Origin of the sequence: Aliivibrio fischeri, from assembly GCF_009727955.1 — a bacterium.
In the GTDB taxonomy this organism is placed as follows: domain Bacteria; phylum Pseudomonadota; class Gammaproteobacteria; order Enterobacterales; family Vibrionaceae; genus Aliivibrio; species Aliivibrio fischeri_A.
The window spans coordinates 30,728-49,008 of record NZ_WOBR01000007.1; the positions used below are offsets into that span (position 1 = coordinate 30,728).

The 18,281-nt window shown below is 38.3% G+C and carries 22 protein-coding genes; 2 read left to right on the top strand and 20 right to left on the bottom strand.

The window, feature by feature from the left end:
- Nucleotide 1 precedes the first annotated feature (1 nt).
- The 7 genes from GNP81_RS10810 to serB all read right to left on the bottom strand — a co-directional run bounded on the left by GNP81_RS10810 (nt 2) and on the right by serB (nt 5,781).
- On the bottom strand, nt 2-1,240 hold the full coding sequence (locus GNP81_RS10810; RefSeq protein ID WP_155674735.1) for a CpaE/TadZ family protein: 1,239 nt from the start codon (nt 1,238-1,240) through the stop codon (nt 2-4).
- A 49-nt stretch (nt 1,241-1,289) separates the two neighbouring features.
- A complete protein-coding gene (locus GNP81_RS10815) occupies nt 1,290-1,760 on the bottom strand; it encodes a hypothetical protein (RefSeq protein ID WP_155671985.1) in 471 nt (156 codons plus the stop codon).
- Entirely contained in the window at nt 1,757-3,067 is a 1,311-nt protein-coding gene (locus GNP81_RS10820; protein ID WP_155674737.1) for a type II and III secretion system protein family protein, read from the bottom strand. Before GNP81_RS10820 ends, GNP81_RS10815 begins: the two co-directional genes overlap by 4 nt.
- A 4-nt stretch (nt 3,068-3,071) precedes the next feature.
- A complete protein-coding gene (gene cpaB / locus GNP81_RS10825; protein WP_155674738.1) occupies nt 3,072-3,884 on the bottom strand; it encodes a Flp pilus assembly protein CpaB in 813 nt (270 codons plus the stop codon).
- A gap of 7 nt (nt 3,885-3,891) precedes the next feature.
- A complete protein-coding gene (locus tag GNP81_RS10830; protein ID WP_155674740.1) occupies nt 3,892-4,329 on the bottom strand; it encodes an A24 family peptidase in 438 nt (145 codons plus the stop codon).
- Entirely contained in the window at nt 4,329-4,553 is a 225-nt protein-coding gene (locus tag GNP81_RS10835; protein ID WP_155674742.1) for a Flp family type IVb pilin, read from the bottom strand. The genes GNP81_RS10830 and GNP81_RS10835 overlap by 1 nt, the downstream gene beginning before the upstream one ends.
- A 259-nt stretch (nt 4,554-4,812) precedes the next feature.
- A complete protein-coding gene (gene serB / locus GNP81_RS10840; protein ID WP_155657749.1) occupies nt 4,813-5,781 on the bottom strand; it encodes a phosphoserine phosphatase in 969 nt (322 codons plus the stop codon).
- Nucleotides 5,782-5,916: 135 nt separating this feature from the next.
- Between serB and GNP81_RS10845 the strand changes: the two genes are divergently transcribed.
- Complete coding sequence (locus GNP81_RS10845; protein WP_155657748.1) at nt 5,917-6,513, top strand: YtjB family periplasmic protein; 597 nt, start codon at nt 5,917-5,919, stop codon at nt 6,511-6,513.
- Between the two features lie 63 nt (nt 6,514-6,576).
- Here GNP81_RS10845 and deoD read toward each other — a convergent pair whose 3' ends face one another.
- From deoD to GNP81_RS10900, 11 genes are all read right to left on the bottom strand, one after another.
- Nucleotides 6,577-7,293, bottom strand: a complete 717-nt coding sequence (gene deoD, locus GNP81_RS10850; protein ID WP_005417712.1) for a purine-nucleoside phosphorylase — start codon at nt 7,291-7,293, stop codon at nt 6,577-6,579.
- A gap of 70 nt (nt 7,294-7,363) precedes the next feature.
- Nucleotides 7,364-8,584 (bottom strand): phosphopentomutase, encoded by a 1,221-nt coding sequence (locus GNP81_RS10855; RefSeq protein ID WP_155657747.1) that lies wholly within the window; start codon nt 8,582-8,584, stop codon nt 7,364-7,366.
- Between the two features lie 10 nt (nt 8,585-8,594).
- Complete coding sequence (gene deoA / locus GNP81_RS10860; protein WP_005417710.1) at nt 8,595-9,926, bottom strand: thymidine phosphorylase; 1,332 nt, start codon at nt 9,924-9,926, stop codon at nt 8,595-8,597.
- A 115-nt stretch (nt 9,927-10,041) separates the two neighbouring features.
- The gene (gene deoC / locus GNP81_RS10865) at nt 10,042-10,818 is read right to left on the bottom strand and encodes a deoxyribose-phosphate aldolase (RefSeq protein WP_005417709.1); all 777 of its coding nucleotides are present in this window, start codon (nt 10,816-10,818) and stop codon (nt 10,042-10,044) included.
- A 276-nt stretch (nt 10,819-11,094) separates the two neighbouring features.
- Nucleotides 11,095-11,265, bottom strand: coding sequence for a XapX domain-containing protein (locus tag GNP81_RS10870; protein ID WP_005417708.1), 171 nt, complete (start codon nt 11,263-11,265; stop codon nt 11,095-11,097).
- Nucleotides 11,266-11,550: 285 nt separating this feature from the next.
- Complete coding sequence (locus GNP81_RS10875; protein ID WP_005417707.1) at nt 11,551-12,807, bottom strand: NupC/NupG family nucleoside CNT transporter; 1,257 nt, start codon at nt 12,805-12,807, stop codon at nt 11,551-11,553.
- A 198-nt stretch (nt 12,808-13,005) separates the two neighbouring features.
- On the bottom strand, nt 13,006-13,782 hold the full coding sequence (locus tag GNP81_RS10880; RefSeq protein WP_155671994.1) for a TatD family hydrolase: 777 nt from the start codon (nt 13,780-13,782) through the stop codon (nt 13,006-13,008).
- A complete protein-coding gene (locus GNP81_RS10885) occupies nt 13,782-13,895 on the bottom strand; it encodes a DUF5363 family protein (RefSeq protein ID WP_394135980.1) in 114 nt (37 codons plus the stop codon). Before GNP81_RS10885 ends, GNP81_RS10880 begins: the two co-directional genes overlap by 1 nt.
- A gap of 106 nt (nt 13,896-14,001) precedes the next feature.
- On the bottom strand, nt 14,002-15,582 hold the full coding sequence (gene prfC / locus GNP81_RS10890) for a peptide chain release factor 3 (RefSeq protein ID WP_005417703.1): 1,581 nt from the start codon (nt 15,580-15,582) through the stop codon (nt 14,002-14,004).
- A 95-nt stretch (nt 15,583-15,677) separates the two neighbouring features.
- A complete protein-coding gene (gene rimI, locus GNP81_RS10895) occupies nt 15,678-16,124 on the bottom strand; it encodes a ribosomal protein S18-alanine N-acetyltransferase (RefSeq protein WP_155652769.1) in 447 nt (148 codons plus the stop codon).
- Entirely contained in the window at nt 16,114-16,515 is a 402-nt protein-coding gene (locus GNP81_RS10900) for a DNA polymerase III subunit psi (RefSeq protein ID WP_065596580.1), read from the bottom strand. The genes rimI and GNP81_RS10900 overlap by 11 nt, the downstream gene beginning before the upstream one ends.
- Before the next feature lie 210 nt (nt 16,516-16,725).
- Here GNP81_RS10900 and GNP81_RS10905 point away from each other — a divergent pair, with 210 nt between their 5' ends.
- Nucleotides 16,726-17,187 (top strand): DUF2541 family protein, encoded by a 462-nt coding sequence (locus tag GNP81_RS10905; RefSeq protein ID WP_155657744.1) that lies wholly within the window; start codon nt 16,726-16,728, stop codon nt 17,185-17,187.
- A gap of 52 nt (nt 17,188-17,239) precedes the next feature.
- Here GNP81_RS10905 and GNP81_RS10910 read toward each other — a convergent pair whose 3' ends face one another.
- Together GNP81_RS10910 and ubiT are read right to left on the bottom strand one after the other, a co-directional pair.
- A complete protein-coding gene (locus tag GNP81_RS10910; protein WP_155657743.1) occupies nt 17,240-17,743 on the bottom strand; it encodes a GNAT family N-acetyltransferase in 504 nt (167 codons plus the stop codon).
- A complete protein-coding gene (ubiT, locus tag GNP81_RS10915) occupies nt 17,733-18,251 on the bottom strand; it encodes a ubiquinone anaerobic biosynthesis accessory factor UbiT (RefSeq protein ID WP_005417693.1) in 519 nt (172 codons plus the stop codon). Before ubiT ends, GNP81_RS10910 begins: the two co-directional genes overlap by 11 nt.
- Nucleotides 18,252-18,281: the final 30 nt, after the last annotated feature.

Below are 18,281 nucleotides of genomic sequence, written 5' to 3' on the forward strand. Positions count from 1 at the left end.
ACTACCCTTTCTTTTTAAAGAAACTCAAAAATGAACGGCTTTCTTGCTTTGGTTCTTCACCTAAAATCAAAGCAACTAAATTCATAAGAGGCAGTGCCATAGCTGATTTAGTTTTTACGATTTGTAACCCTTCAAGTACGTATTGAGGTGCTTTATCATCATATGGAATACTGATGGTTGCTCTTTGCCCGCTGTATTTTTCAATTTCTTCAGCAGAAACCGAACCGCTATTGCTAGGACGTGATGAATTCAATACTGAAATAATACGAGTCTGGTTATCTAGATTATTCTTTTTTACTAACTGATTTAATCGGTTGTAATCACGCAATGAAGAAACCGTCGCATCAAAAACAAACACCAAGACATCAACCTGCTGTAAAAGCTTAATAATGTCATCTTCATTACGAATTAAATGAGCCTGATCTTCAATCATCACACTTGAGTTTTTAAGCGCCTGCTCTTGTACTGCTAGCGTATATTCTTTCAATTCTTGAGCGTTCAATTCATCAGAATCGATGGCTAACATAGATAACATTGGCGTTATTTTGCGAATTAAACCAAGAGCATAAGTACCATCGATATTTGAAATTAATGTTCCTTTTTGAACGATTCTTTTTTGGTGCTGCTTTAACCCCATAAAAATATCGAGATTTCCACCGTGATAATTATGATCAACAAGGAGAGTTGAAACGCCTTTATCAAATGAAAGCATTCGAGATACTTCACTACAAATAAGAGAAGTACCAACGCCACCTTTAACACCAACCATAGCGACTCGCTTAGATTTTCGATTAGCCATCAAACCACGATGCTGCTCATGATTATCAAGTACATGCTTCATAAAATCTGAACATTCTTGTTTGCTTACAGGCCAAAACAGATAATAAAAACCCATCTCTTTAAGTAAACGAATCGTTGAAATTGCGTCTTCAGAGCCAACAATAACTACGGATACTTGGCTTGGTAATAAATGAGCTAATCGCTGTGCATCTTGAACCACATCTTGACTGGCATTTAATTCAATAATCACCACTTCTGGTGGATTTAATAAATCAATCTGACGAAACTCTTCATCGCGGTTTTTAACGCATTTGGGTTCATCTTTACCATCAAATCGAAAAGATTCATTAACCAATGAACGGCATTCTTCTGTCTGGTAAAACAGCATTGTTTTTAATTTATGACTAAACTTACTTTCATTACTTTTGTTTGTACTTAAACGCTCTGCCAAATCAAACATAATAGCTCCAATAATATGATGTTAATTACGCTAACTCTTTGCGAAATAGCTACATTGCATTTTCAGGATTAACCATCGAATGCCAGCGATTACTTTCGGTATAACAACCGATATTATTAGAGCCGTAATAATCAATTTGCTCATAACCACAAATTTGATATTCAATTTGTTGAGTAATAAATGAAACCGTAACAATAAAGTAAGGTTTTTCTTTCAGTTCAACCGTTTTTATTTGATTAAGGGTATAACCAAATTCACCTAACAATTGTTGATATTTAATTTCTTGTTCTTTTATATCGTCTTTATATATTGATATTTCCCAGTGGCCTTTTTTATTTTCAAGTCCATGATGATGAATAAAAGTATCAAGCTTATTTTTTATAATGTCATCACTCTGACTATTAATTGAGAAAGAATATGTCACAGGAATAACATTAATATGAGTCCCCTGTTTTTCATTAATATGGTCAGCACAACCCGATAAAAATAAAAGCACAACCATTACATATAGTTTTTTCATTTTCTAAATCCACCCGCATTCAGAACTTCACTTGACCATTGGTCTTCTGCTCTTTCATAGTCACTTCCCATACCGAGGAAACGTCTTAACGTACTGGTTTTCTGCATGGTTGGAAGCTGGATTTGATTTGCTTTAACCGGTTGAACAAGGTTTACCGTTGCAACAATAATCAACTCGGTTTTATTTCGCTCCGTACCTGTATGACGAAACAAGGCCCCTAAAATAGGGATATCACCAACAAAAGGAATCCGAGTTAATGATTCTTTCTCTTCGCTATTCAATAAGCCACCTAACACAAAACTTTGCCCATCCCCTAACTCTACTGTCGTTCTAGCACTGCGTGTTTTTAATGATGGTAAGTTGTAATTATCATTAGCGTATTGCGTATCAAGAGAACTTACACTTGGCGCTAATGCCAATTTAATTTTATCGTCTCTCTCAACCTTAGCTGTCAGATCTAACTTCACACCAAACTCTTTATATTGAACGTTGGTTGCTCCATCAATCACGGTAATAACAGGTAATTCCCCCCCAACAAGAAAGCTGGCATCCTCACCGGAAATCACTGATAAATTTGGTTCAGCTAACACTTGCCCTACTGAATCTGTTCCTACAGCGGTAATTACAGAAACAATGTCGCTTGCACTAAAATGAACAAGTTGATCAACAAAGATCCCAGCTTGACCATTACTTCCTACCTTAATACCAAAATCCTGCATAAAAGAGTGGGAGACCTCTGCGATGGTCAGTTTCACATTTACTTGCTTAGTTCTCGCCACTTCAATTTGATTCACCACACCTTCAAAATTCAACTTATCCATGTAAGTCAGTTCAGTACGATCATCTTGGGCGTTGTTATCGGCGCTATCATCAAATAATAGGGTCGCTACCATTTCATAAATTTGGTCACGATCTTCTTCATTTAACACGGTGCCACTCACTACCGCATTAGTACCAATGGCAAAAATATCGATATCTGAGGTTGGAAATCGCAACTTAACCTGCTGCTCAATACCTGAGTAATTTCGGCTTACAATTATTTTTTTATTTAGTAGCTCTCGCCCTTGAACATCAAAAGCAATAAAAACTGAATCACCCACTTCTCGGCCAAACAAAACCACTTTGTATTTATCTATAATTTTATAGTCTGCTACTTTTGGGTTTGAGATAAATACTGAGCCTATTTCTGTCGTGGTGGTTATGCTTTTTGCATCACCTGCAGACAGATTTTCAACCTCTTTTGATCTCACGTTCAAAGAAACAATACTGAGTAAAACCGTTAATATAATAAGAATTCGATATTGCATTTTTTTAGCCTCTAAACTCTTGGATTGAATTGATCGGTTTTACTTTTTTAAATCCTGGGATCGTGATGACATCACTTGAATCTGCATGAAGTTCGTGAGAAAACTCAGCACCAATGGACTTATGAACCTCTAATTCAGCAATACGTTGAGCAATAACTAACTTTGCCAACTCTCGATTTGAAACTTCTAGCACCAAGGTGGTCACTGTTTTGGTTGATTTACTGTTTAATCGAACTGGCTTTTCTTGTTGAATGATGTCAAGAACCATTATCTGCGTGAGTAACGGTGCCATTTTTAGACTTTGCACATTTGAAATAGAAGCATCATTTGACAAGTTTTGCTCTGATGATGAGATAGAAGCAATATCAACAATATCACCAACAGAAATAGCACCACCAAGAATGGCATCATTACTCACTTCTAGATTAAAAGGCACTTTACCTTCTCTTATTACAAGGTTGAGATACCCTTCTTGCCCTGGGCTTAACACCATATCGGAGGTAACAATATCCCCTTGTAAAATGTCTTTTTTAATCAATAGTTTTTTATTGAAATTAAATTTAACATCATCAACGATACCGAAACGATCCGCTTGTGTTTGACTGATCCGCTGCACTTCAAGATCCGTTCTTTGTACTAACGAACCAAACATTAAATCTTTTTTAGCTATCCAGACCATCACCGTTGGCTCTGGAAGTTTATCGAATTCTTGTACTTTCTCTGTAATAGGTGACTCTGTCGTTGATGTCTTTGACATGCCGTATAAGCCAATCGAAATAGCAATTACAGCTAAAACCAATATTATTTTGGATTTCATTTTTCACCTATATTGATGCGAGAATACCGAATAAACTTCCTATAGAAATAGCGACACCATAAGGAACCCCTCTCTCTATCCAACGTTCGTTCCCTGTTAGCTTATATATACTGTATTGACAATAAGCTTGAAGGCCACCTAGACATAAAATAATGCAGGTCACCAATAGTAAATATTGCTGTTCAATCATTAAGGACATTGCTGCATAATATTTAATATCACCAGCAGCAATAATGTTAAATTTAAATAAGATAAATCCAACGAAGAGAATTATTAAAGGTGATAATAAATAACTAATATCACCTTTAACAAAGATAGAAAAAAATCCAATGAACATAATTACTAAAACAACGTTATTAGATATTTTTCTATTTTTAATATCATGAAAAATCACATATATATTTACAAATAGGATGATTCCTACAATATATATATTAATTTTCATTAACCACCAACACTTGAAGAACCATTACCTGCCGCAGTAATTGTATCGCTAATAGTTTTCATTGCACCTTCAAGAGCTGTTTGTAAAGAACCATTAAATACAGCAAGAACAATTGTTGCCATACAAACACCAATGATTGCATATTCAATTGCTGTTACGCCGCGCTCATCATTTTTAAAAGATTGAAGAGCAAGTTGAGACTTTACGAATAATTTAGTTAGCATAATAACTCCGCTATTGATTAATATGTGTTCGAAGTGAACAAAGCGAATATTATTCATACAATCAATCAGCGTCAATTTAATGACGACAATAAAACGGCTTCCTGAATGGATTCCTGCATTTCATTCAGATTCCGTTAAGGTTGAGATATAGATCACACTATTTGAGTTGTACGTAATCATTATTGCTGAATTTTACGCAAAAAAATGAGCTTTATAATAAAGCTCATTCTTTATATTAAACTTATAGAAGATTAAGCTTCTACCAGCTCAGTTTATTACTGAACAATAACGAAGCAGATAAGATACAAGCAACTCCACCTAAATCTGCGTGCCTAACTGCGGTTTGTGCTTGCTTTTGTACTTTAGGTTTTGCGTGATAGGCAATACCAAGGCCTGCCGCTTCCATCATGACTAAATCATTAGCACCATCACCAACGGCAACCGTATTGCTGATCTCTATGTCATATTTATCAGCAAGCTCAACTAAAATATGTGCCTTCGTCTCTGCACTGACAATTTCACCAAGAACCTTACCGGTAAGTTTGCCATCAACAATCTCTAGTTGATTAGATTGTGCATGTACAAGGTTGAGTTCTTGTTTTAAGTAATCAGAAAAATAAGTAAAACCACCTGATGCAATAGCGGGTTTCCATCCAAATTGATGCATGGTTGCAACCAGTTCTTTTATTTCCGGCATAAATGGTAAACTTGATTTCACTTCGGCAAGAATAGATTCATCAGCACCCGCTAATGTACCTACACGTTGAATCAGGCTCTCTTTAAAATCTAATTCCCCTTGCATTGCTCTTTCTGTTACTTCAGCAACTTGCTCACCAACACCGGCTAACTTCGCTATTTCATCAATACATTCGATTTCAATTGCCGTTGAATCCATATCAAATAAAATGATCCCAGGTTTTGATAAATCAGGAATATCTTTCATCTCTGCGTAGTCTAAACCGAGCGCATCAACAATCACTTTATGCTCTTCAGTAATCGCACCAGCTATAGCAGCAACTTCGTAATAGCCAACTTTCCAAGTTTTAATTAGTTGCGTTTTATAACCGACAAAAAAATCAATATTATCAAAATGACGAAGTGATAATTGAGGACCGTAAATAATCCAACCTGTTTTTTTAACGTCGAATTGTGTCGTTGTTAAGGTTGAACTAAAACGATTTAATAGTGGTATATGTTTCTTAATTGAAAACGGGGTTATCCTATCCATGATTTGTATCCTTACTCATCCTTGTTTAAAAAATACCGATTGAAGTGGGCAAGAGCAAGAGACAAATGACATAAACTGCTTTTTTTCGATAAATTCAGTATAATTACTGCATTCATATCTTATTAGGTGGTTGTAATGCTTTCTCAAAACTTTGTCATTAAAGGATTGATGCTGCTTTCTCTTATGGCGTTCAGTTACTTTATTTTGATCAACAGTACGATCATCAGTGACAGTAACCAAGTTATTCAAAACAAACAATTACAAGATCTTAGCCGAACAATGGCTCGACAAGCGGCTTTATTTGCTGTTGATAGCATTAAAGAAGATAACCATGAAGCATTATTCCAACTCACCAATAACCTTGCTAAAGAGCGTTTAGTTTTTGATGCCACAATATATGATGCTGAAGGTAGAATTTTAGGCAAAAGTGATAATGCACTAACGGCTTCTCAAATTACTGGATTAAATACACCGTTATCCATTGATGGTATTGGACGTCAGCAGTTAATAGAGCCGATCATTAAAGATGACCATCTGCTTGGATTTTTACGTCTGACATTTGAGAAATCAACTTTGACTGGTTTTGCAAACCACCACTATCGTAAAAGTGACCGTTTAATGTTTGGTATGCTCGCAATCAGTTTAGTTTCAGGAATGCTGATTATGGGATTATTAAGAAAAAGAAAAGACGCATCCAAACCAATCACCACACTGTTTGGTGGTAAAGCATAAAAAGAAAGGCGATGAAGTTACCCTCATCGCCTTTTTTATTTCTAACGATTTTCGTTATGCGTATTATTTGTCGCCAAGTAATACTGAATCCAATGCAATTAGCATCATTTCATCAAATGTCGTTGCACGCTCATCAGATGTGGTTTGCTCACCTGTTTTAATGTGATCAGATACTGTACAGATTGCTAATGCTTTTGCACCGTATTCAGCGGCAACACCGTACATGCCCGCAGCTTCCATCTCAACACCAACGATGCCGTATTTGTCCATTAGGTCAAACATGCTTGGATCTGGTGTGTAAAACAACTCAGCAGAGAAAAGATTACCCACTTTTACATCGATACCACGAGCTTGCGCTGCTAGCTCTGCATTACGAACCATTTCATAATCAGCAATAGCCGCAAAGTCATGGTCTTTAAAGCGAATACGGTTCACTTTTGAATCTGTACATGCGCCCATGCCGATAACTACATCACGAACTTTAATCCCTTCGTTTACCGCACCACAACTACCTACACGGATAACTTTTTTAACACCAAAGTCTTTAATCAGTTCTGTCATGTAAATTGAGCATGAAGGAATCCCCATACCGTGGCCCATAACAGAAATCTTACGACCTTTATACGTACCTGTGAAACCGTACATATTACGAACATCACATACTTGAACTACATCATCAAGAAATGTCTCAGCGATGTATTTAGCTCGGATCGGGTCACCCGGCATAAGCACTACGTCTGCAAAATCACCCATTTCAGCATTAATATGTGGAGTTGCCATAATTTATATCCTTTGTGTTTACTTAAAATAGAAAAAAAGCAGTAGAGAAGGCTCTACTGCTTATTTATTTTTATAGGAAAGATTTTCCATATTCCATATCAGAGGTTTCAAAATACTCTGCTAGGGTTTGACCGATATCGGCAAAGGTATCGCGACGACCTAATGAACCTGCAGGCACCTTATGACCGTACACAAGAACAGGAATGTGCTCACGAGTATGATCTGTACCTGGCCATGTAGGATCACAACCATGATCGGCAGTCAGAATTAAAATATCATCTTCTTGCAACATATCCATGATTTCAGGAAGGCGTCCATCAAAATATTCTAATGCCGCAGCGTAACCAGCTACATCACGACGGTGACCATATGCTGAGTCAAAATCAACGAAGTTAGTGAATACGATAGTGTTGTCACCCGCTTGTTCAATTGCTTCTTTAGTTGCATCAAATAATGCAGGGATACCCGTTGCTTTGGTTTTCTTTGTGATACCACAGCCAGCATAGATATCAGAAATCTTACCAATCGAATGAACTTGACCATCCTTCTCATCGACTAATTTTTGTAAAATCGTTGCCGCTGGTGGCTCAACAGAAAGATCGCGACGGTTACCTGTACGTTCAAACTGACCTTTACCAGGACCAATAAACGGACGAGCGATCACTCGACCAATATTGTAATCTTCAAGCTCTTCACGTGCGATTTGGCAAAGCGTTAATAGGTTGTCTAAACCAAACGTTTCTTCGTGACATGCAATTTGGAATACAGAGTCAGCAGAAGTATAGAAAATAGGCATGCCTGTTTTCATGTGCTCTTCACCTAAATCATCTAGCACTTGTGTGCCCGATGCATGGCAATTCCCTAAATAACCCGGAAGGTTAGCACGCTCTAAAATGCGATCGGTTAGTTCTTTCGGAAAGCTGTTTTCTTTATCCGTAAAGTAGCCCCAATCAAATAAAACAGGAACACCGGCAATTTCCCAGTGACCAGACGGTGTATCTTTACCTGAAGATAACTCTGCAGCATGACCGTAAGCACCGATAATTTCAGCGTTTGCATCTAAACCAGCAGAAAATTTACCCGTCGATTCTTTACCTGCCATCGCTAAACCAAGTTTAGATAAATTCGGAAGCGTTAGTGGTCCTTTACGGTTACCATTATCGGCTAATCCTTTATCACACTGCTCTGCAATGTGGCCCATCGTATCTGAGCCAACATCACCGAATTTATCAGCATCGCCTGCTGCACCAATTCCAAATGAATCGAGTACTAAAATTATTGCACGTTTCATGTTTTATTCCTTACACATCTTCAGGGCGAATTTTACGGTAAACTTCTGGAGTCGCTTCTGGTTGTTTTTCGCTAATCACAATCGCTGCTTTTACTGCATTTGCTGCTTGTTGCCATTGCTCTTCATTACGAGCATGGATCATTGCAAGTGGTTGTTGATTATCCGCAGTTTGACCTAAACGAATCATATCACTTAACCCTACTGCATAATCGATCGTATCGCTAGCAACACGACGACCACCACCCATTCCTACAACAGCCATGCCTAAATCACGTGTATCCATTGCATGAACAAAACCCGTTGTATCAGCAAAAACAGGTTTAATGATTTGCGCGCTTTCTAAATGATTATCGTAATTTTCGATAATATCGCTTGGTCCACCAAGACCAAAGACCATTTTACCAAAACACTCTGCAGCTTTACCGTTATCTAATACTGTTTGTAATTTAGCACGAGCGTCTTGCTCATCTTTTGCTAAGTTAGCAATCACTAGCATTTCAGCACAAAGTGCCATTGTTACTTCATATAAACGAGGGTTGCGGTATTCACCCGTTAAGAAACGAATTGCTTCACGAACTTCTAATGCGTTACCTGCAGTTGAAGCCAGTACTTGGTTCATATCAGTAAGCAATGCTGTCGTCTTAGTACCAGCACCATTTGCTACCGCTACGATTGATTTAGCTAACTCTTCTGATGCTTCGTAAGTTGGCATAAATGCGCCAGAACCTACTTTTACGTCCATAACAAGAGAATCTAAACCAGCCGCTAATTTCTTAGATAAAATAGATGCTGTAATTAATGAAATATTATCAACGGTTGCAGTTACATCACGAGTCGCATAAACACGCTTATCCGCAGGTGCTAGGTCTCCAGTCTGACCAATAATAGCAACACCCGCTTCTTTGGTTACTTTTCCAAATACATCGTTACTCGGTGTAATGTTGTAACCCGCAATAGATTCTAGTTTATCAAGCGTACCGCCAGTGTGACCTAAACCACGACCAGAGATCATTGGTACATAACCACCACATGCCGCAACCATAGGGCCAAGCATTAATGACGTTACATCACCAACACCACCTGTTGAGTGTTTATCAACAATTGGGCCATCAAAGTTCATGTGGCTCCAATCGATAACCATGCCAGAATCACGCATAGCACACGTTAATGCGATACGTTCAGGCATTGTCATTTCATTAAAATATACAGCCATTGCAAACGCGGCGATTTGACCTTCTGAAACCGTTTCTTTTGCAACGCCTTGAATAAAGAAGTTAATTTCTTCTGCTGTTAGCTCTTTATTGTCACGTTTTTTACGAATAATCTCTTGTGGTAGATACATTAGTGCCTCCCCAATCTTGGTTGGGTAATTAAAATAGGTAGGGTTGAGGTAGGTGAGACGAGTATGTCTCACCTAAGTCGATTTATTTCTTAGCTATAAATCAAGTAACGAGAAACTAGTAAGCTGATGGATCAGCCGTTTCTTCTGTTACTTCTAATGTATTTAATAGGTTAGTCAGTAGGCTTGATGCACCAAAACGGTAGTGCATATTATCAGCCCAGTCACCACCAAGAATATCATCAGCCATTGCTAGGTATGCTTGTGCATCTTCAGCAGTACGAACGCCACCAGCAGGTTTAAAACCAACTGTTTTAGCTACATCCATATCACGGATAACTTCAAGCATCATACGAGCATATTCAGGCGTTGCATTTACTGGCACTTTACCTGTCGATGTTTTGATAAAGTTAGCACCCGCTTCAATACAGATTTGAGATGCTTTTTTGATTAGCGCTTCTTCTTTTAGCTCACCCGTTTCGATGATCACTTTAAGAAGAACATCTCCACATGCTTCTTTACATTGCTTAACCAGTTCAAAACCAGTTGTTTCATCACCAGCAATAAGAGCGCGGTATGGGAATACAACATCAACTTCATCTGCACCATAAGCAACCGCTGCTTTTGTTTCAGCAACAGCAATCTCGATATCATCATTACCGTGAGGGAAGTTAGTTACTGTTGCAATGCGTACTTCTGGTGTGCCTTGTTCGCGCAGCGTTTTCTTAGCGATAGGGATAAAACGAGGGTAGATACATACAGCGGCTGTATTACCTACTGCTGTTTTTGCATTTTTACAAAGTGCAATTACCGCTTCGTCTGTATCGTTATCGTTTAGTGTTGTTAAATCCATCAACTTTAATGCACGTAGTGCAGCTGCTTTTAAATCGCTCATTGTTATCTCCGATAGATAGAATTCTTTGATAGTTTTGCTGTTCAGGTTAAGTACGTTCAACAGCAAATGAGCGGACTTGATTCCTTGAAGAATTGGACAATATATTAAGCCCAATCAATATCCATTTTGCCGCCAGTATTTATTCCATTTTCTAATAAATAAAATACTGATTTTGTTAACGTCTCATCATGAGACACCGTTGAAACATTGCTTCATCTTATCAATACTTCTTTTAAGGCACTAGAGAAACAATGTTTCCAGAGAAAGACACTGAGATTATGAAAAGAAACGCTCGACAATCCACTGATAACCTACTGCACCAGCGTAAACGCCGACAATTCCCATTACTCCAGAAAGAACGGGAGGAGCAGGAATAGGTAGCTTAATTGCAGAGAAAACAACTCCAACAATCAAACCTGCGAACATAGATAGTAAAACTTCATTCATAATTGACTCTCATTTTTAGGTTATGTGTGCTTTAACTACAGTGTAGACCATAGCTCATTTTTTTAACCTAGCAGTTCTTCTCTCTTTTATTATGGATTCATTATATCAATATAATTTAGCTTGATTGTTTTCGTGTGGTAACGCAATCGGTTTGCATCTCAAACTTTTTGCATAAAAAATGTGAGTTTAGTGCATTTATTCATCACACTTTTTCTTTATTTACAGACATAAAAAAACCCGCACATAATGCGGGTTTTTAATCATTATCTGTTCTGCTCTATACGATTATAGAGATAGGAATAGACCTGCAATTGTTGCTGACATTAGGTTTGATAATGTACCAGCAGCAACCGCTTTCATACCCATGCGAGCGATGTCGTGACGACGTGCTGGTGCAAGGCTACCTAGGCCACCAAGTAGAATAGCTACAGAAGAAAGGTTTGCGAAACCACATAGTGCGAATGAGATGATTGCTTCTGTTTTCTCAGAAAGAACTACTTCAGCGCCATCAGCTAGGTAAGGTGCAAAGTTTAGGTATGCTACGAATTCGTTAACTACCAGTTTTTGACCAAGGAATGAACCAGCAATTGTTGCTTCTTCCCATGGAACACCGATTAAGAATGCTAAAGGAGCAAAGATGTAACCAAGAATCAATTCTAGAGTGATATGAGGCATATCGAACCAACCACCGATACCACCTAAGATACCATTGATTAGAGCGATTAGACCGATGAACGCAAGAAGCATTGCACCTACGTTTAACGCAAGTTGCATACCCGTTGCAGCACCTGCAGCAGCAGCATCGATTACGTTAGCAGGTTTGTCATCGCCTTCGTTGTCTAGAGCATCAAGTTGTTCAATTGGTTGTTCTGTTTCTGGTTTGATGATTTTAGCAAATAGAAGACCACCTGGTGCAGCCATGAATGATGCTGCGATTAGGTACTCTAGAGGCACGCCCATAGAAGCGTAACCAGCTAGTACACCACCAGCAACAGATGCTAGACCACCACACATTACTGCAAATAGCTCAGATTGAGTCATTTTTGGAACAAACGGACGCACAACTAAAGGCGCTTCTGTTTGGCCAACAAAGATGTTAGCTGTAGCAGATAGTGATTCCGCACGAGATGTGCCAAGTGCTTTTTGCAATGCACCACCTAGGAAGTTAATCACGATTTGCATGATACCTAGGTAGTAAAGAACAGCTGTTAAAGAAGCAAAGAATACGATTACAGGAAGTACACGTAGTGCGAATACGAAACCGCCGCCACCAAATACTTCGAACATTTTACCAGAAACTAAACCACCGAATAAGAATTCGATACCTTGGTTACCGTAGTTAATTACGTTAGCAACAGCTTCCGATGCACCATAAAGTACATCACGACCCACAGGTACATAAAGTACAAATGCGCCTAAGAAGAATTGGATAGCAAAAGCGCCACCGACAGTGCGTAGATTGATTGCTTTACGGTTATCAGAAAGAAGTACAGCTATACCTAGCAGTACCACGATCCCAACCAAACTCATTAGCAGGCTCATAGTTAAAGTTTTCCCTAAATTTATTGTTGGCGTGTTTCAAATTAGCGGGGGCGATTATACTCATTGAACCACAAAGAAAGTAATGCTGTTGTCACATAATCGTGGCTGATACATGCTTTATTCATTCATAATTGTGATCATTATCACTAAGGTGTTTCTAAATAATCATCAATTACACCTAAAGAAATGACTGATAACTCAAATCCCAAACAAAGAGGTGGTATTTTTATAAACAGTTTCCGAAATCGTTTGCATTGATTCTTTTCTAATCAAAGACAGATATTCGAATATATTTTGTACTTTATCTGGGGTGTTTTTTTCACCTTGAAAGCCAAATACTGGCATGTCTGGCGCATCGGTTTCTAATAAAATTTTATCTAAAGGCAGCTGTGAAATGACCGTTTTGGTCTTCTTAGCTCTTTCGTAACTGATCACACCACCAACACCAATATAGAAACCTAATTCAATAAATTGATTAGCCTGTTGCAAACTACCACTGAAACCATGAATCACCCCGCCTCTCTCTGGCCGAATGTCTCTCAACAGCTTTAATACTATATCGTGGCTTTTACGACTGTGAATAATTAGAGGAAGTTGATGCTTTTTTGCCAATACACACTGTTGACGAAAAACAGAAAACTGTATTTCCTTATCACTTTCTTGATGCCAAAAATCCAGTCCACATTCACCAATCGCTACACATTTATTATTTTTTTCATCAAGCAACTCAACTAAGTTTTCTAACTCCTTTTCATAACTTGATGTAATAAATAATGGGTGAATACCTAATGCGTAGTAAATCTCATCAAATTGATGTGCCAACGCACTCACTTGATTCCAGTTTGATTGATTCACACTGGGGACAATGAACGTTGTAACGCCTTTATCTTTTGCCATTTGTAAGTATGACGCTTCATTATCTTTAAAAGGAGCAAAATCAAAATGACAATGAGAATCAATAAACGTAAAGGCCATTACTCTTCTTCTTTTTTATAAGGAACACAGCTGCGTTTGTTTTCTGGTGTCAAACCTAGCGACTTACACCAATCATCGTATTTCTTAATCCATAACTTAATCAGATTCAGCACCCTTGCCTTCCTTATCATTAATTACAGTCATTACCTCTATACTATAGATACAAAAACGGAGTCCGTTAAGACTCCGTTTTTATTTATTTGATAAGCAACTTATTAATTAGTGCTCACGTGTCGCTCTAAATTGAACATCAGGGAAACGCTCAGAAGCAAGGTTTAGATTCACCATTGTAGGTGCAATGTAAGTTAGATTGTCACCACCATCAAGCGCCAAGTTAGCTTGGTTCTTACGTTGGAACTCATCCATCTTCTTACCATCAGTACAATCAACCCAACGAGCTGTTGCAACGCTCACGCCTTCATAAATCGCTTCAACGTTGTATTCTGCTTTAAGACGAGCAACAACCACGTCAAACTGAAGCACACCAACCGCACCAACAATAAGATCATTGTTTTGCAGAGGACGGAATACTTGTACCGCACCTTCTTCAGATAATTGAACTAAACCTTTAAGCAATTGTTTTTGCTTTAGAGGATCTTTTAAGCGAATACGACGGAATAATTCTGGGGCAAAGTTAGGAATACCAGAGAACTTCAAGCTTTCACCTTGAGTAAACGTATCACCAATTTGAATGGTACCATGGTTATGTAAACCGATAATGTCACCAGCGTAAGCCGTTTCAGCACGTGAACGGTCACCCGCCATAAAGGTTACCGCATCAGAAATACTGACGTTTTTACCTGTGCGAACATGGTTCATCTTCATGCCTTGAGTATATGTACCAGATACAATACGCATAAAGGCAATACGGTCACGGTGTTTAGGATCCATGTTTGCTTGGATCTTAAAGACAAAACCAGAGAACTTATCTTCTGTAGCTACAACATCACGCTCATTCGCTTGACGAGTTTGCGGAGCTGGAGCCCAATCAGTAAGACCTTCTAGCATATGGTCAACACCAAAGTTACCAAGAGCAGTACCGAAGTACACAGGTGTCAATTCACCAGCAAGGAAAAGCTCATGATCAAACTCAGGACATGCCCCCATAACAAGCTCTAGCTCTTCACGAACACTTTCAGCCAAATCAGAACCAACTGCAGCATCTAGTTCAGGGTTATCAAGACCTTTGATCGTACGTACTTCTTGGATCTCATGACCATGACCTGATTCATATAAAATCGTTTCGTCACGGTGAATATGGTAAACACCTTTAAATTCTTTACCACAACCAATAGGCCATGAAATAGGAGCACAAGCCATACCTAGCTCACTTTCTACTTCATCAAGCACTTCCATTGGATCACGAACTTCACGGTCTAATTTGTTCATGAAGGTTACGATTGGTGTATCACGTAGACGCGTAACTTCCATTAATTTACGAGTACGATCTTCGACACCTTTCGCCGCATCAATTACCATTAGACATGAGTCAACAGCAGTCAGTGTACGATAAGTATCTTCCGAGAAATCTTCGTGTCCAGGAGTATCAAGTAAGTTAACCAAGCAATCATTGAATGGGAATTGCATTACTGACGTAGTAACAGAGATACCACGTTCTTTTTCCATTTCCATCCAGTCTGATTTTGCGTGCTGGTTTGAACCACGACCTTTTACGGTACCCGCTTTTTGAATCGCGTTTCCGAATAATAATACTTTTTCAGTAATGGTTGTTTTACCCGCATCCGGGTGAGAAATGATGGCAAACGTTCTGCGTTTACCCACTTCTTGTAAAAAAGACATAAGCGTTGATAATCCTGTAAGATTTCAGAAAGGATAGAACATGTAATATTAGGCGAGATTATACGCAAACTCGCCTCTTATCTAAAGTAAGGAATTTAGAAAAATATAAAGCTCATAATAATAGCGTCTTCTTTGCCATTATTTGTTGGGTAATAATCATGACGGCGAGTCACTTCATTAAACCCTTCAGACTCATATAATGAAATGGCTTTTGTATTGCTTTCACGCACTTCGAGCCATGCTGATTCAGCACTTTGTTCCATGCACATATCAATAAAAAATTCAGTTAATTTACGGCCGAATCCTTTACCTTGATGGGCAGGATCTATCGCAATATTCAATAAAGTCACTTCACCAACAACATTTTGAGCATAAAAGTAACCCACGACTTGTTCATCAACTAACATCACACGATGCTGAGCGCAGCGACTATCAAGCTCTCTAATCATGGATTCAGCCCAAGGATGAGAGTGAGCAGTTCTTTCTATTCGCCAAATATCATCTAAATGAGATTCAGAAGTTGTTTGAATTTTAATTGTCATAAGAACAAATTTGTCGCCATAAATCACGTCGTGATTGAGTATTAGAATGCATCTCTGACAATAAAGGAGAGGTTAATATTTTAACGCCTTCTAGCTCTGTGGTTGATACACCTGAGAACCAGCACCAATCTAAATGATGCTCACCAATATATTCTAATGACTCAGAGGAAAGAAATAACGCCTGCTCAGGCGACAGCTTCATACTCGCAAGCACTTTTCCAAATAGAAAAGCATCACGCTCTGTCGGTATGGCAGGAGCTACAAATAATAACTGACAAGTTTCAGGTAACGATAATATTGTGTTTTCTAATGCTGGAAAATAGCTTGTTTGACGAACTTGCCAAACCGAAATATCCATCTCATTTAAAAACTGTAACGCTTGCTGGGGCATATCATTCACCTACTTATCTAAGGTGGAGAATCTTATCAACATTCTAGATTTGATGCTACTGATACACACTCGGAACACGCACTCATCATTACTGAGTAACGCTACATTGTCTCAAGTGCGATACAAAAAGGCATTTTGACCTCTTCCTGACTTTGCATGTATTTTGATTCAATACTTTTGCCCCTCATTTTTGTATTAAGGCTATGGCTAATGAAAAAGCAATTGATTACTGCTACCACTTTCTCCTCTTTTCTTTCAACGATTGCGCTTGTTTTACTTATTAATGCCGTATCAATAAACATTGCTTATGCGAAAGATAATTGGGTACTTATTGGCGATAAGACGGTTAATTTTGAGCAAGAAGAGGATAAAGTAGAACCATTACCTTTTCTTAGTGAACGTAAATTTTCAAAGATAAAAATAAAATGTGTGCAAGGTACTGTCAGCATAAAAAGCATGAAAGTAACCATGACTGATGGCTCAACAAAGCAATTAAAAACCATGGGCACACTGACAAAGGGAATGAGCACTCGGACCTATAAATTACCAGGAACGGATAAATCCAAATTTGATTTTCTGGAATTACAATATAAGAGTTGGGGAAACCTGACATTAAATGCCGCGGGAATGGTGAAAAAAGCCAAAGTGGAAGTATGGGGATTAAAGCGCTAACTCCCAATAAAAATAGAATGCTCATAGCAAAATGAGCATTCTTTTCGTCTATTTATAGTAAATCAAATTCAGGACAGTACTCGATTAGCCCTGATTTTCCTTCAATAAATTCAGAAGAACAGGCTTTAATCATAAAAGCACCTTCAGGAACTTCCCATTTAGAGTGCATATCGTAATTCGTCGCTGATTCAAAACCAAAACGTTGATAGTAATTAGGATCACCTAATACGACAACAACTGGATACCCCAGTTCAGTCAGCATCTCTAGACCTTCTTTTACTAATGCCTCAGCAATGCCTTGTTTTTGATGCTCCTTTTTCACACATAAAGGAGCTAATCCTTGCCAGTTTAAATCGTCACCATTAAGGGTAACTGGACTAAACAAGCAATGACCAATCACTTCACCATCATCACTACATGCAACTAATGCAAGTGTTAAATGACTGTTTTCACGCAAAGACATCACTAATTTCGCTTCTGCTTCAGTATCAAATGCAGAGCGAACTAAACGGTCAACCGTCAGAATATCAGCTGGAGCTTCAGTTCTAATAAGCATTCATGGTCTCTTTAACTTCTGGTTTCTGCAAACCTTGCTGTACAAAGTTCGCCAACGTCATTAATGCTTGATTTAATGGTTTTGGTAACGAATCAAGATCAACGCTATCCATTAAGTTTTTCACTTCCAAACCAAGCTCTGTATCGCCTTCAATTTTTAGGCGACGTTGAAAAAACAAAGTATCAGGATCTTCTTTTCTGCCAGCAATTAAAATCAAATCATTTAACTGCCCGCTGAAACTCACATCATCATTCTCTGTTTTATTTGAGACTACCAGTTTTTCATCTTGATAGCTGATAAACCATTCTAATTCGAGATCAAGAATCGAAACTTTAAGCCATTTATCTTCTAAAAACTCAAAATCACCATCTTCAAGTGCTTCATGGAAAACTTGTTTTAATCCTTCGAGTAACATCTTCTGTTGGATTGAAACAGGAACTAATTTTGCAGGAGTTTTTAAAACAGAGGCCGCATTTTCTACTAATTTCGAACGAATTTGATTAATCACACTTAATTTCCATAACATTTGGTCGATAAC

What these genes read in the sequence shown, in the direction of transcription:
- rimI (WP_155652769.1), bottom strand. Translation starts at nt 16,124, where the DNA reads ATGACAATTAAAATTCAAACAACTTCTGAATCTCATTTAGATGATATT.
- GNP81_RS10875 (WP_005417707.1), bottom strand. Translation starts at nt 12,807, where the DNA reads ATGAGCCTGCTAATGAGTTTGGTTGGGATCGTGGTACTGCTAGGTATA.
- GNP81_RS10830 (WP_155674740.1), bottom strand. Translation starts at nt 4,329, where the DNA reads ATGAAAATTAATATATATATTGTAGGAATCATCCTATTTGTAAATATA.
- GNP81_RS10880 (WP_155671994.1), bottom strand. Translation starts at nt 13,782, where the DNA reads ATGGCCTTTACGTTTATTGATTCTCATTGTCATTTTGATTTTGCTCCT.
- cpaB (WP_155674738.1), bottom strand. Translation starts at nt 3,884, where the DNA reads ATGAAATCCAAAATAATATTGGTTTTAGCTGTAATTGCTATTTCGATT.
- deoA (WP_005417710.1), bottom strand. Translation starts at nt 9,926, where the DNA reads ATGTATCTACCACAAGAGATTATTCGTAAAAAACGTGACAATAAAGAG.
- GNP81_RS10810 (WP_155674735.1), bottom strand. Translation starts at nt 1,240, where the DNA reads ATGTTTGATTTGGCAGAGCGTTTAAGTACAAACAAAAGTAATGAAAGT.
- GNP81_RS10855 (WP_155657747.1), bottom strand. Translation starts at nt 8,584, where the DNA reads ATGAAACGTGCAATAATTTTAGTACTCGATTCATTTGGAATTGGTGCA.
- GNP81_RS10910 (WP_155657743.1), bottom strand. Translation starts at nt 17,743, where the DNA reads ATGCTTATTAGAACTGAAGCTCCAGCTGATATTCTGACGGTTGACCGT.
- GNP81_RS10820 (WP_155674737.1), bottom strand. Translation starts at nt 3,067, where the DNA reads ATGCAATATCGAATTCTTATTATATTAACGGTTTTACTCAGTATTGTT.
- GNP81_RS10900 (WP_065596580.1), bottom strand. Translation starts at nt 16,515, where the DNA reads ATGCCCCAGCAAGCGTTACAGTTTTTAAATGAGATGGATATTTCGGTT.
- deoD (WP_005417712.1), bottom strand. Translation starts at nt 7,293, where the DNA reads ATGGCAACTCCACATATTAATGCTGAAATGGGTGATTTTGCAGACGTA.
- GNP81_RS10835 (WP_155674742.1), bottom strand. Translation starts at nt 4,553, where the DNA reads ATGCTAACTAAATTATTCGTAAAGTCTCAACTTGCTCTTCAATCTTTT.
- GNP81_RS10815 (WP_155671985.1), bottom strand. Translation starts at nt 1,760, where the DNA reads ATGAAAAAACTATATGTAATGGTTGTGCTTTTATTTTTATCGGGTTGT.
- serB (WP_155657749.1), bottom strand. Translation starts at nt 5,781, where the DNA reads ATGGATAGGATAACCCCGTTTTCAATTAAGAAACATATACCACTATTA.
- prfC (WP_005417703.1), bottom strand. Translation starts at nt 15,582, where the DNA reads ATGTCTTTTTTACAAGAAGTGGGTAAACGCAGAACGTTTGCCATCATT.
- deoC (WP_005417709.1), bottom strand. Translation starts at nt 10,818, where the DNA reads ATGAGCGATTTAAAAGCAGCTGCACTACGTGCATTAAAGTTGATGGAT.
- GNP81_RS10905 (WP_155657744.1), top strand. Translation starts at nt 16,726, where the DNA reads ATGAAAAAGCAATTGATTACTGCTACCACTTTCTCCTCTTTTCTTTCA.
- GNP81_RS10845 (WP_155657748.1), top strand. Translation starts at nt 5,917, where the DNA reads ATGCTTTCTCAAAACTTTGTCATTAAAGGATTGATGCTGCTTTCTCTT.
- GNP81_RS10870 (WP_005417708.1), bottom strand. Translation starts at nt 11,265, where the DNA reads ATGAATGAAGTTTTACTATCTATGTTCGCAGGTTTGATTGTTGGAGTT.